Here is a 13770-nt window from a genome sequence, read left to right as displayed (position 1 = left end):
CATTTTTAAATTAAATTTTCAATTAAACTAACATGAAAAAATTACTTTTTACAGCCATTATTGGTGCTGCAATTATTATAGGTTGCAAACAACAACCTAAAACCGAAAAAACAACAGAAATAGTTAAAAAAGAAACTGTTTCTAAAAATTTTGCTGAAGTTATAGAAACTGCACACAAAAAAGATATTTTCTTAGCAAAAGAAGCTATACAATACGATGCTGTTATAAATTTTGGAGGCAATGAAATTTTAAACGCTAACATTACAGTTTCTACTTCTTCTGATATTGCTAAAATAGCATATAAAAATGGTGATGAAATCTATGTTAACAAACAAGATATTTTTGTTTCTGATGGATTAAAAGCAAATCCTGGAGTGCGTTTTCATGCGTATACTTGGAATTATTTTTTCCTATTTCCTTATAAGTTAAACGACAACGGTACAAAGTGGGATTTTAATCATAAAACACAAGAAGCTAACAATAACTTAAAAACGGCTAAACTAAGTTTTGAAGCAAATACAGGTGATGCACCAGATGATTGGTACGTTGTTTATAAAAATAACGAAACTGATTTACTAGAACACGTTGCATATATTGTAACTGCTGGTAAAACTAAAGAAGCTGCAGAAGCAGATCCTCATGCTATAAAATATACAGATTATACAGAAATAGAAGGTATTTCTATTGCCACAAATTGGGATTTCTACGGATGGAATTCTAAAGATGGTTTAACAGATAAAATTGGAAATGCTAAAATTACAAACATAAAATTTGTTGAAGGTTTTAGAGATAGTTTTTCTATTCCAGAGAATTATACTAAGAAATAAATATCTATTGCCTATTATAATTTAAAAATCTCATTATCTATAAATAGATAATGAGATTTTTTATTTTTAATCTGTAAAATCATTTACTAATTATACCTTATTAATTTTAAATAGAAACTCCTTTATCAATCAACAAAAATAAGTTTTTACATTAGATATTTATTTACAGATTAAAATGACTTAAATAGCGATTATTAAAATTCACGTATTTATACTCATTTTTATCTTTATTATAACCTCTATTTTCGAGTAGTAAATAATTTTAAGTATAAATTTATGGAGACTCAGAATAAAATTTTAGAAATAACTAAAGACAGAGTACAACTGCCTTTTAATTTTGATATTGAAAAACTATCGCAAGAAGCAAAAATTTTATGCCATGAAGATTTTGTTTATTATAATGTAATCCAATTACGAGGTCCTGCTCATATAGTAGATTCGTCTTTACCTTTTCCGCCACCTGCGAAAGATTATGCCGATGGTTCTTGGACAAAATGGCTAAATACAAAGTCTTTAGAAAAATCAGTATATCTAAAAAGTATTGTTGAAAAATTTCAAAAAAATACAACAGTAACTTTAGTTAGATTATTAAGGCTTGCACCATATTCTGATGTAAAAGAACACACAGACCCAACTTTAGGAATAACGGTAGAAAAATCTGTAATTAGAATTACAATACCTATTTTAAATAATGATAAAATGGTTTTTAATTTAAACAAAACACCTGTAAATATGAAACCGGGCGAATGTTGGTATTTAGATTTAACAAAGCCTCATCAAATTACTAACAATTGTAATGAAGAACGCATAAACTTAACAATAGACATGATACCTAATGATTGGTTGAAAAAATTGATAAAAAAATCCCAATAATTTCTTATTGGGATTTTTAATAATTTTATTTAAAAAGTAATTATACGTTAAATCTAAAGTGCATTACATCACCATCTTTTACAATATAATCTTTACCTTCTACTCTCATTTTACCAGCTTCTTTCACTTTAGCTTCGCTACCAAAAGTAACATAATCTTCATAAGAAATTGTTTCTGCTCTAATAAAGCCTTTTTCAAAATCTGTATGAATTACTCCTGCTGCTTGTGGTGCAGTAGAACCAATAGGTATTGTCCAAGCTCTAACTTCTTTTACACCTGCTGTAAAGTACGTTTGTAAATTTAATAATTTATACGCAGAACGAACTAACCTAGAAACACCAGCTTCTTCTAAACCAATATCAGCTAAAAACATTTGTCTTTCTTCGTAATCGTCTAATTCTGTTATATCTGCCTCTGTACCAACAGCTAATACAATTACTTCTGCATCTTCTTCTTTTACAGCTTCTTTTACTTTTTCAACATATTCGTTACCGAAACTGCAGAACCTTCATCTACATTACAAACATATAATACCGGTTTTGCTGTAATAAACTGCAAAGATTGTACAAATTCTATTTCTTTTTCAGAAAAATCTAAAGCTCTAACAGAAGTACCTTGTAATAAAGTTTCTTCAATTTTTAATAAAACAACCAATTCTGCTTGCGCTTCTTTATTACCAGTTTTAGCAGTTCTTTTTACTCTTTCTAGTCTTTTTTGAACTGTTTCTAAATCTTTTAACTGTAATTCGATATCGATTGTTTCTTTATCTCTAACAGGATCAATAGAATTATCTACATGAATAATATTATCATTATCAAAACAACGCAAAACGTGTAAAATTGCATCTGTTTCTCTAATATTTGCTAAGAATTGATTTCCTAAACCCTCTCCTTTACTTGCTCCTTTTACCAAACCTGCAATATCTACTATTTCTACTGTAGCTGGTAAAACTCGCTCCGGATTCACAAGTTCTTCTAACTTTTCTATTCTTTTATCTGGCACATTTACTACACCTAAATTAGGTTCGATTGTACAAAAAGGAAAGTTGGCACTTTGCGCTTTTGCATTAGATAAACAATTAAATAAGGTTGATTTTCCTACGTTTGGTAATCCTACAATTCCGGCTTTCATGTGTAATAAATTTAATAAAAGAAAGATTTAACCTAATTTTTGTTAATCTTTCATAAATTTTTGAGAGTGCAAATATAATACTTTGTTAAACTTTTTAAGGTTTTATTTTACAATAATAAAAAATGATACTTTTAGAAATAAAAGCATCCTATGAAAACAAAATTACATCTATTTTTAACAGTTTTAATTGTTAATTTCTCTCTAAACGCCCAAAAAATTTACGGTTATGTATTCTCGAAAACTTCTAATAAACCAATTGATCGTGTTGCAATTATAACAAACAACAAAACAGGTACAGTAAGCGATAAATTAGGCAATTATAATTTACAACTTAAAAATGCTACCAAAATCACTTTCTCTTCTTTGGGTTATCAATCTGTAACATTGACTATTAATGATTTAATCAACCAAAAATACAAAGTCTACTTATTTGAAAATATAAATCAATTAGCAGAGATAGAGCTAAAATTTGATAAAATATCCCTAGAAAGTTTAATACAGAAAACTGTAGACAGTATGCGTAAAAATTATATTACTTTTAGTAATAAACAAGACATATATGTTTACGAAAATCAAAAAATAGATTTTAACAAACTAGAATTAGATTTAGAATCTAGCTCTCTACTTAATAAACAAAATAGAAAATTGGCACAAAAAGACTTTGAAAATTTTTCTAAAAATTTAAAAAATATAAGTCCCGAGTTTTCTAAGGAATTTTATGCTAAGATTAATACACAAAGTATAAAACCAAAAAAGACTAATAAAAAAGTTTCTATTATTAAGATTGATAATGTGGAAGGATATCGAAAAAAAGAATTGTCTAATGGCATAACCTTAAATAATATTCAAAATAAAATTCAGAATATTGTTTTAACACATTTAGATAAAAATAAAACATATAAAGTAAAAACAGGATTGTTTAAAGTTGAAGACTCTTTATCTTTTAAAGAGGTTTCTAAAAAAACCGATTCTTTAAAAAACGACAATTCTTTTGGCAATTTTAGAATAACAAATAACAAAAGAATTATAGAAAATAAAGGTTGGTTTTTTAAATAATGACGAAAACAACTTTTTAAACCGCAAATTTTACAGTCAATCTTTAGAAAAAAGTGAAACTATAAATGATATCAAAATGTATGTTATTTCATTTAAACCTAAAAAATCTAAAGCAAAATATTCCGGTAAAATATATATTAATCCTGTTAATTTTAGCATACAAAAAATAATTTATAAGTACGCAAAAGGAAAACGAGGTGAACATGTAAATTTAAAATGGCTTTTAGGTATTAAATATTCAGAAAACGAAGATGCCACTACTCTATTTTATGAAAAAGACAAAAATGGTAGCGTTTACGCTTCTTATCTAAAACAGGAAATAAAAAACTATGCGTACATAAATAGACCTATAAAATTTATTGAAAACTCAAAAAGTAGAGAAAAAATAAAATTCAATATTAAAGTAGAAGTTAATCTAAATGAAGTAACAGAAGTTTTATTAAACGAGCCGACAAAAACACCTAATAAAAATCTAATACCTTACACAAAAGAAGATTTCAAAAAAATCTACTTATATTTCTGATGAAAAACACAACGCATCGTTATGGAAAAACAGACAGCTAATAATAAATTATTTAGAAAAGAATTCATAAAAAAATCCCGAGTAAAAAACTCAGGATTTTAAAATTTTATACTTAAAAAAGATTAATCGTTGTGTAAAAACTTTTGTTTTGCTAACAATTCTTCTTCAGTTTCTACATTATCATCATCCGGCACACAACAATCTACAGGACAAACTGCTGCACATTGTGGCTCTTCATGAAAACCTTTACATTCTGTACATTTATCTGCTACAATATAGTAAACTTCATCAGAAATTGGTTCTTGATCTTCATCTGCATTTACTGTTTTACCGTTTGGTAACACTGCGCTTCCCGATAAATCTGTTCCGTCAGAATATTTCCAATCGTCTGCGCCTTCATAAATTGCTGTGTTAGGACATTCTGGTTCACAAGCACCACAATTTATACATTCATCTGTTATTATAATTGCCATAATTTTCTTTTCTGTTTTGTACCTTTGCAATTGCAAAAATAACGCCAAAAATAGTTACAACCAAAATAAATGGATAGTATTCAAAATAGAATTACTGCTTTTGTAAAATTAGGAGCATTTTTAAGTCAGTTTTCTCAAGAAAAAATAGCAAAAAAAGAAAGTGTAGAATTTAACGATCTTTTTTTTGATGGATTTAAGCATCAAATAAAATTAGCTCAAGAAAATAATTCTTGGTTTACTAAAGATAATATTTTATTCTCTTTAGAAAGTTGGTCTAACGCACTAACAAAAAACAACTTAAAAGAATGGATTTCTAAAAATTCGATAAACGATGCTACTGCTAAAACTGTGGCAATCGTAATGGCAGGTAATATTCCTTTGGTTGGTTTTCATGATTTTTTATCAGTATTAATATCAGGAAATGCAGTTTTGGTTAAACAATCTTCTAATGATAAACATTTGCTACCTTTTTTAGCCAAGTATTTAGAATATGTAAATTCTAGTTTTAAAGGAAACATCTCTTTTACAGAGCAGAAATTAGAAAATTTTGACGCAGTAATTGCTACTGGTAGCGACAACACGGCTCGTTACTTTGAATATTACTTTAAAAACAAACCAAATATCATCAGAAAAAGTAGAAATTCTGTAGCGGTTTTAACAGGTAAAGAAACTGAAGAAGATTTTACGAAATTATCTAATGATGTTTTTCAATATTTTGGTTTAGGTTGTAGAAGTGTTTCTAAACTATATGTGCCAAAAGATTATAAATTTGATGCTTTTTTTACAGGAATGTATGCTAAAAAAGACATTATAGGCAATGCAAAATATGCCAATAATTACGATTATAACAAAGCTGTCTATTTAATGAGCGAGTTTGATTTATTAGAAAATGGTTTTTTAATGATTAAAGAAGATGAAAGCTACGCATCTCCTATTGCCACAATATTTTACGAATATTATGACAACGAAATAGATTTAAAAATTAAACTACATCAAGATAAAGAAAAAATTCAATGTATTGTTGCAAACAACTTTATAGAAAATGAAATTGCTTTTGGCGAAACTCAGAATCCTAAATTATGGGATTATGCAGACGGAATTAACACATTAGAATTCTTATCTAAAATATAAAACAATAACACAACCAACTATAAAAATGAAAAAGCATAATTTTAGCGCAGGACCTTGTATTCTACCGGATGAAGTTCTTAAAAAAGCATCTGAAGCAATTTTAAATTTTAATGATGATAATTTATCTTTAATCGAAATTTCTCACAGAAGCGAATCTTTTGTAAACGTTATAGAAAAAGCGAGATCTTTAGCTCTAGAATTATTAGGTTTAGAAAATAAAGGCTACAAAGCTTTGTTTTTACAAGGTGGCGCTAGTTTAGAGTTTTTAATGGTTGCTTATAATTTATTAAACAAAAAAGCTGCGTATTTAAATACGGGTACTTGGTCTAACAAAGCTATAACAGAAGCAAAAGCTTTTGGCGAGTTAATAGAAGTTGGTTCTTCTAAAGATAAAGGTTTTTCTTACATTCCTAAAGAATATAATATCCCGGAAGATGTAGATTATTTTCATTGCACAAGTAATAATACTGTTGCTGGTACACAAATGAAAACTTTTCCGAAAACAAATGTTCCTTTAGTTTGTGATATGAGCTCAGATATTTTTTCTAGGCAATTAGATTTCGAAAAGTTCGATTTAATTTATGCAGGTGCTCAAAAAAACATGGGGCCAGCAGGTGCAACTTTAGTTGTTATTAAACAAGAAATTTTAGGAAAAGTAGAAAGACACATTCCTTCTATGTTAAATTATCAAGTACATATAGATAAAGATAGTATGTTTAATACACCTTCTGTATTTGCTGTTTATGTTTCTATGTTAACTTTGCAATGGCTTAAAGATTTAGGCGGAATTCCATTTATTGAAAAAGTAAATGCTAAAAAAGCCGATTTATTGTATTCAGAAATTGATAGAAATCCGTTTTTCGAAGGAATTGTAGCTAAAGAAGATAGAAGTATTATGAATGCAACTTTTAACATTACAAATGATTCTTTAAAAGAAGCTTTTGATAAAATGTGGAAAGAAGCTGGTATAAATGGCTTAAACGGACACAGAAGTGTTGGTGGTTATAGAGCAAGCATGTACAACGCATTACCTTTATATAGTGTACAGGTTTTGGTAGATGTAATGCAAGAATTTGAGAGAAATCAAAAATAAAATACAAACCGTTCTTATTTAATTACAAATTTGAACAGACTGAAATAAAAGAATGAAAATATTAGCAAATGACGGTATTTCTAACAGCGGAATAGACGCTTTAGAAAAAGGAGGTTTTGAAGTATTAACTACTAAAGTTGCACAAAATCAATTAGAAAACTATATAAACGATAATAATATTGATGCAATATTGGTTAAAAATAATACGCAAGTAAGACAAGAGTTAATAGAAGCTTGCCCAAGTATTAAATTGATTGGTATTAGTGGTGTAAATACAGATAATGTAGATGTAGAATTTGCAGAAGATAATGGTTTGCACGTTATAAATACACCAAACGCAACGGCAAATGCTGTAGCAGAATTGGTTTTTGCTCATTTATTCGGAATGGCAAGATTTTTACACTCTTCTAACAGAGAAATGCCTTTAGAAGGAGATACTCGCTTTAAAGATTTAAAGAAAGCTTATGCAAGCGGTTTAGAGTTACGCGGAAAAACATTAGGTATTATCGGTTTTGAAAAAACAGGACAAGCTGTTGCTAAAATTGCTTTAGCTTTGGGTATGAATGTAATTGCTTCGGATGATAGAATTACAGGAGCACCAATTTCTATAGATTTTTTTAACGGTCAAAAAGTTACTATTAATATAGAAACTATAGATAAAGATGATGTTCTAGAAGCATCTGATTTTATTACTTTACATGCACCAGCACAAGAAGAATACATTATTAGTGGTGTAGAAATTGAAAAAATGAAAGATGGTGTAGGAATCATCAATACTGCAAAAGGAGGTATTTTACACGAAGTAGATTTAGTAAAAGCTATAGAAAGTGGTAAAGTACAATTTGCTGGTTTAGATGTTTTTGAAACAGAGCCAACACCTGCGGTACAATTATTAATGAATCCGGAGATTTCTTTATCACCAAACATTGGTTCAGAAAGTATAGACGCACAAGAAAGAATTGGTGCAGAATTAGCATCTCAAATTATTGCACTTTTAAGATAAAATATGGCAATTGTTAAACCTTTTAAAGCGGTAAGAGCTAAAAGAGATAAAGCAGCTTTGGTTTCTTCTAAATCTTATGAAGTTTATACACCGAAATGCTAAATTCTAAATTAGCTTTTAATCCGTATACATTTTTACACGTTATAAATCCTGGTTATAAATATCACAAACAAGATATTACAGGAGAGTTACGCTTTAAATTGGTACATAACAGATATTTAGAATTTAAAGAAGACGAAATTTTCTTTCAAGATGAATTACCTGGTTTTTACATTTATCAAAAAATTACTGCAACAAATTCTTTCTGCGGAATAATCTCTGCAACTTCTGTAGAAGATTATCATAACGATGTTATAAAAAAACACGAAGGCACTTTAAGAGAAAGAGAACTGTTGTTTGAAAATTATTTAAAAAACACTGGTTTTAATGCAGAACCAGTGCTTTTAACATATCCAGACAATGATGATATATCATCAATAATAAAAAAATACACAAAAGAAAGAGCAGAATACGAGTTTTCATCAACAGATAAAACTGCTCATCTCTTGTGGGTTGTTAATGATAAGACAGATGTTGCAAAGATAGAACAAGGTTTTAAAGAGGTTGATACGTTATATATTGCCGATGGTCATCATAGATCAACATCTTCTTGTTTGTTGGCAGATCGACTAGCAAAAGAAAACCCAAATCATACAGGTAAAGAAGCTTATAACTTTTTTATGAGTTATTTGTTACAGAAAGTCAATTAAGTATTTACGAATTTAATCGATTTATCAAAGACTTAAACGGCCTTACTCCGCATGAATTTTTAATAGAATTAGACACTATTTTTAGAATAGAAAACAGAAAACAAGAGTTGTACAAACCAAAAGAGAAACACCATTTTAGCATGTATCTTAATGGAGAGTTTTATGCTTTATACTTGCGCAAATCTTTATATAATTTTACAGATTCTTTAAGTAAATTAGATGCCCAAATATTATATACAACGGTTTTAAAACCAATTTTGGGTATAGAAGACATCAGAAACGATTCTAAAATAGTATATTCACAAGATAAATCTGATAGTTTAGAATTGAAAACAAAAGTAGATTACTGGCGAGTTTAAAGTTTCTTTTGGCATGTTACCAACAACCATATCAGAATTAAAAGAAATAGTAGATGCTGGTTTGTTGATGCCTCCAAAAACTACCTATATAGAACCAAAATTAAGAAGTGCATTAACTATTTACGAATTTTAAAATGATTACAGAAAATCTAAATCAAATAAAAGAAAGTTTACCAAGTTCTGTAACTTTAGTTGCTGTTTCTAAAACAAAGCCAGTAGAAGACTTACAGGAAGCATATGATGCTGGTCAGCGTATTTTTGGTGAAAATAAAATTCAAGAAATGGTAAACAAATTCGAGGTTTTACCAAAAGACATTAAATGGCACATGATTGGCCATTTGCAAAGCAATAAAGTTAAATACATGGCTAGTTTTGTAGATTTAATTCATGGTGTAGATAAATTTAAGACACTTAAAGAAATAGATAAGCAAGCCAAAAAAATAACAGAGTAATTAATTGTCTATTACAAGCCAAAATAGCAAAGGAAGAAACTAAATTTGGTTTATCTTTTGATGAAATTGAAAAAATATTAATTTCTGAAGAATTACAAAATTTAAAAAATATTAAAATTGTAGGTTTCATGGGAATGGCTACATTTACAGAAAACAAGAAACAACTAGAAGAAGAGTTTTTATCATTAAAAGCCTTTTTTAACAAACATAAAACTGCTACAATTAAAGACAATTGCAAGTTAGAAACTCTTTCTATGGGAATGAGTGGCGATTATAACTTAGCTATCGATTGTGGTAGTACTATGATTAGAGTAGGAAGTTCTATCTTTGGTAATAGAAACTACAACTAATTAATTGCTTAAAAAGATATAGAATTTGTACGTTATACTAGACATTGAAACAACAGGAGGTAAATTTAATGAAGAAGGCATTACAGAAATTGCTATTTATAAATTTGACGGACACTCGGTTGTAGATCAATTTATTAGTCTTGTTAATCCTGAAAAAGAAATCCAAAAATTTGTTGTAAAACTTACCGGTATAAACAACAAAATGCTACAAAATGCACCTAAATTTTATGAGGTTGCTAAAAGAATTATAGAAATTACTACAGATTGTACTTTAGTTGCGCATAATGCTGCTTTTGATTATAGAATTTTAAGCACCGAGTTTGATAGATTAGGTTATGATTTTAATAGAAATACACTTTGTACTGTAGAATTAAGTCAGAAACTAATATTAGATCAACCTTCTTATAGCTTAGGTAAATTAACAAAAGCCTTAGGTATACCAATGACCGATAGACATAGAGCTTCCGGTGACGCATTGGCGACCGTGCAACTTTTTAAACTTCTGTTAGAGAAAGACATCGACAAATCTATTATTCAAAATTCTGTTAAATACCACGACAAAAGAGTTGAAAAAGAAAGGTTACAGAAACTTATCGATTCTGTACCAAAAGAACAAGGTTTATTTTACATTCATGATGCAAAAGGCAAAGTGATTTTTTTAGGTCGTGGCAAAAATGTAAAAGCAGAAGTAAATAAATTGTTTTTAAAACAAACACGTAGAGCGGTAAAAATTCAAGATAGAGCTGCTGCAATTTCTTTCGAAAAAACTGGCAACGATTTATTTACTAGACTTAAATATTATATAGAATTAGATATACTTTCACCAAAATTTAACTTCAGAAAAAAAGAAAACCAAACTTGCGCGAGTTTAACAACGAAGATTTTTTAATTTATGAAAAAGGAAGAGAAGTCGAAGAGCACGCTGTTATACTTGTAGAAAACAAAGAGGTTTTTGGTTATGGTTATACAAATTTAGCTTATCAAGAAAATCGTTTAGATATTTTAAAATCTGTATTAACACCAATAGAAGATAAAAACCTTGCAAAAACTATTGTTAAAAACTACTTAAATACAAGCTCTGTTAAAAAAATTGTTAGACTTTCAAATGAAAAAGATTAAAATTTTACTACTACTATTACTTACACACACATCTATTAACATTGCACAAGCAAAAAAATCTACTAAACTAGGTAAAACTACACTCAAAGAATTAAAAATGTCTATTTATGACAAAGATTCTACTGCCGCTGCTGTAGTTTTATATGAACATGCCAATGTTTATCTAGATCCAAATAACGATTATAATACTAGAACAGATTATTATTACAGAATTAAAATCTTTAATAAATCTGCCTTCGATTTAGCAAATATTAGCATCGATTTATACAAAAAAGAAAGATTAGTTGATTTAAAAGCAATTACATACAATATCAATGATGATTCTAGAATTGTAAAAAATAATCTTATGGATAAAGATGTTTTTACTATCGAAAATAGTGAAAGCTGGAAAACTAAAAAATTTACACTTTCTAAAATTAAAGAAGGTAGTGTTATCGAATATAAATACAGTGTTTTATCGCCATATTTAGGTTTAGACGATTGGACTTTTCAATCTGAAATACCAAAAATTAAAAGTGAATTTGACGCAGCTGTTTTGGGTAATTATAAATACCATGTTCGATTAATTGGCTATTTAAATTTAGACAAAGATAATCCATCTATAAAAAAGAAATGTGTTTATATAGATGGCGTTGGCGAAGGTGCATGTATTATATATTCTTATGGTATGAATAACGTACCGGCCTTTAAAAAAGAAGAATATATGCTAAGTAAGAAAAATTATTTGGCAAGAATTACTTTCGATTTAATCTCATACACAGATGTGAGAGGTGATAAAACAAGCTACACAACTACTTGGAAAAAAGCAGACAAAAAGTTAAAAGCTCAATTTTTTAACAATCAAACTTCAAAGAAGAGTTTTTTAGAAAAAATTTACGAGAAAATTTATTCTCAATAGAAAATGAACTTAAAAAAGCAAAAGAAATTTACAAGTTTATTCAAAATCATTATACATGGAATGATAAAAATTGGACCAATGAAGACGCAAAAGTAAAAACAGCTTTTAATGAAAAATCCGGCAATGTTGGCGAAATAAACGTATCACTTTATAATAGTTTAACGGCTGCAAACATAAACACAAATTTAGTTGTATTATCAACAAGAAATAATGGTATCCCGACAAAACTACATCCTGTTATTTATGATTATAATTACGTAATCGTTAAAGTAAATATCGATGATAAAGATTATTATTTAGATGCTACTGATAAATTTTTACCCTTTGGCTTGGTTCCGATAAGAACTTTAAACGGAGAAGCAAGGGTTATAAATTATGAAAAAGAAGGAAACTGGACTTATTTAGAGCCAACGATAAATTCAAATAAAAATATAAATAGTAAACTTACTTTAAATGCAGAAGGTGTATTTACTGGAAACTTATTTATAAGAAAAACAGGATATTACGCACAAAAACAAAGAAAAAAACTAGCAAGTTTATCAAAAGATTCATACTTAGATGAAGTAGAATCTAAACATGTTGATCTAGAAGTAGAAGACTATAAAGTTGTTTCTAAAGATTTAATTGAGAAACCTATTACAGAAGTTTTTAAAGTTAAGATCTTTATGAATGAAGATTTAGGAAACACGGCTAGAATTAACCCTTTTATTTTTGAAAGAATAAATGTGAATCCTTTTAAATTAAAAGAAAGAAATTATCCGGTAGATTTCGCACACCCTTTTAAAAGTACTTTTTCATTAAGTTTAACAATTCCAAAAGAATATAAAGTATCTAAATTACCGAAAAACAAAGCAATTGCATTACCTAATAAAGGAGGTACGTTTATTATAAAGTCAGAACAAAAAGATAATACAATAAATTTATATGTTAGCTTTAGTATCAATAGAAAAACATATACGAGTGAAGAATATTTCGCTTTAAAAGAATATTTTAAACAAATAATTATTGCCGAAAACTCTTTTATTCTATTAGAAAAAAATAAAGTTTAACAGTTTAAGAAGATTAAAAATAAAAACTACTGACCCACAAACAGTTAAGCTTAAAAATTGATTTTAAAAATAGTAAACAGCTATTTTAAAAATGTTAATATTTGTTAAATTATCAATTATATTTAATAGATTAGCAATTAATAGAAATTATGAATTTAGATAAACTAGTTATAGATTTTCAACAAAAGGATGTAAAAGCCTATGAAAAACTTTACAATATGTATTGTAATAGTATTTACGGTGTTGTTAATACTATCGTAAAAAATGACGATGTTGCCCAAGAAATAACACAAGATGTTTTTATAAAAGCTTGGAACAAATCTGATTCTTACTCCTCTAAAAAAGGTAGATTTTTTACTTGGATTTTAAATATAGCAAGAAATGCAGCTATAGATTACACTCGTTCTAAGAAGTTTAAGCAGTCGAAACAAAACCTTAACTCAGATTTTTTCGTAGATATATTAGAAACAAGTGATAATCTAAATAATTCTACAGATGCAATAGGCATTAAAGAGTTTGTAAAAAACCTTGGTGATAAATGTAAATCTGTAATAGAATTGTTATTCTTTAAAGGCTACACACAAAAAGAAGCATCAGAAGAATTAGACATACCACTTGGTACAGTAAAAACACGCAATAGAAATTGTATTGCAGAATTAAGAACAATGGTAGGCGTTTAATAAT

Annotated in this window: 11 protein-coding genes and 4 pseudogenes; 13 read left to right on the top strand and 2 right to left on the bottom strand. The window is 28.0% G+C overall.

Features of this window, described 5'->3' with window-relative positions:
• Positions 1 to 32: 32 nt before the first annotated feature.
• Both ACZ1HD_RS06695 and ACZ1HD_RS06690 read left to right on the top strand, forming a co-directional pair.
• Complete coding sequence (locus tag ACZ1HD_RS06695; RefSeq protein WP_472688980.1) at positions 33 to 827, top strand: hypothetical protein; 795 nt, start codon at positions 33 to 35, stop codon at positions 825 to 827.
• A 276-nt stretch (positions 828 to 1103) separates the two neighbouring features.
• Positions 1104 to 1700: an aspartyl/asparaginyl beta-hydroxylase domain-containing protein gene (locus ACZ1HD_RS06690; RefSeq protein WP_472688979.1), complete on the top strand. Its 597-nt coding sequence runs from the start codon at positions 1104 to 1106 to the stop codon at positions 1698 to 1700.
• Positions 1701 to 1740: 40 nt separating this feature from the next.
• On the opposite strand, the pseudogene ychF reads toward ACZ1HD_RS06690, so the two are convergent.
• A pseudogene (ychF, locus tag ACZ1HD_RS06685) lies at positions 1741 to 2831 on the bottom strand (redox-regulated ATPase YchF).
• A gap of 150 nt (positions 2832 to 2981) precedes the next feature.
• On the opposite strand from ychF, the gene ACZ1HD_RS06680 reads away from it, so the two are divergent.
• Positions 2982 to 3887 (top strand): carboxypeptidase-like regulatory domain-containing protein, encoded by a 906-nt coding sequence (locus ACZ1HD_RS06680; RefSeq protein WP_472688978.1) that lies wholly within the window; start codon positions 2982 to 2984, stop codon positions 3885 to 3887.
• Between the two features lie 76 nt (positions 3888 to 3963).
• Positions 3964 to 4410, top strand: coding sequence for a hypothetical protein (locus tag ACZ1HD_RS06675; RefSeq protein ID WP_472688977.1), 447 nt, complete (start codon positions 3964 to 3966; stop codon positions 4408 to 4410).
• Between the two features lie 122 nt (positions 4411 to 4532).
• Here ACZ1HD_RS06675 and ACZ1HD_RS06670 read toward each other — a convergent pair whose 3' ends face one another.
• On the bottom strand, positions 4533 to 4883 hold the full coding sequence (locus ACZ1HD_RS06670; protein ID WP_340934163.1) for a 4Fe-4S dicluster domain-containing protein: 351 nt from the start codon (positions 4881 to 4883) through the stop codon (positions 4533 to 4535).
• A gap of 69 nt (positions 4884 to 4952) precedes the next feature.
• Here ACZ1HD_RS06670 and ACZ1HD_RS06665 point away from each other — a divergent pair, with 69 nt between their 5' ends.
• The 9 genes and pseudogenes from ACZ1HD_RS06665 (at position 4953) to ACZ1HD_RS06625 (ending at position 13766) form a co-directional block, all read left to right on the top strand.
• Positions 4953 to 6014, top strand: coding sequence for an acyl-CoA reductase (locus ACZ1HD_RS06665; RefSeq protein ID WP_472688976.1), 1062 nt, complete (start codon positions 4953 to 4955; stop codon positions 6012 to 6014).
• A gap of 25 nt (positions 6015 to 6039) precedes the next feature.
• A complete protein-coding gene (serC, locus tag ACZ1HD_RS06660; RefSeq protein WP_472688975.1) occupies positions 6040 to 7107 on the top strand; it encodes a 3-phosphoserine/phosphohydroxythreonine transaminase in 1068 nt (355 codons plus the stop codon).
• A 52-nt stretch (positions 7108 to 7159) separates the two neighbouring features.
• The gene (locus tag ACZ1HD_RS06655) at positions 7160 to 8110 is read left to right on the top strand and encodes a D-2-hydroxyacid dehydrogenase (protein WP_472688974.1); all 951 of its coding nucleotides are present in this window, start codon (positions 7160 to 7162) and stop codon (positions 8108 to 8110) included.
• A gap of 3 nt (positions 8111 to 8113) precedes the next feature.
• Positions 8114 to 9351 (top strand): annotated as a pseudogene (locus ACZ1HD_RS06650) (DUF1015 domain-containing protein).
• 1 nt (position 9352) lies between these two features.
• A pseudogene (locus tag ACZ1HD_RS06645) lies at positions 9353 to 10020 on the top strand (YggS family pyridoxal phosphate-dependent enzyme).
• A 25-nt stretch (positions 10021 to 10045) separates the two neighbouring features.
• Positions 10046 to 11139 (top strand): annotated as a pseudogene (locus ACZ1HD_RS06640) (3'-5' exonuclease).
• Positions 11126 to 12037, top strand: a complete 912-nt coding sequence (locus ACZ1HD_RS06635) for a hypothetical protein (RefSeq protein ID WP_472688973.1) — start codon at positions 11126 to 11128, stop codon at positions 12035 to 12037. Before ACZ1HD_RS06640 ends, ACZ1HD_RS06635 begins: the two are co-directional and overlap by 14 nt.
• Before the next feature lie 329 nt (positions 12038 to 12366).
• Entirely contained in the window at positions 12367 to 13086 is a 720-nt protein-coding gene (locus ACZ1HD_RS06630) for a hypothetical protein (RefSeq protein WP_472688972.1), read from the top strand.
• Between the two features lie 149 nt (positions 13087 to 13235).
• Complete coding sequence (locus tag ACZ1HD_RS06625; protein WP_472688971.1) at positions 13236 to 13766, top strand: RNA polymerase sigma factor; 531 nt, start codon at positions 13236 to 13238, stop codon at positions 13764 to 13766.
• Positions 13767 to 13770 lie beyond the last annotated feature (4 nt).

The sequence above is a fragment of the Polaribacter sp. HA6-7 genome, from assembly GCF_055693625.1.
This window is presented reverse-complemented; position numbering and strand designations above follow the sequence as displayed.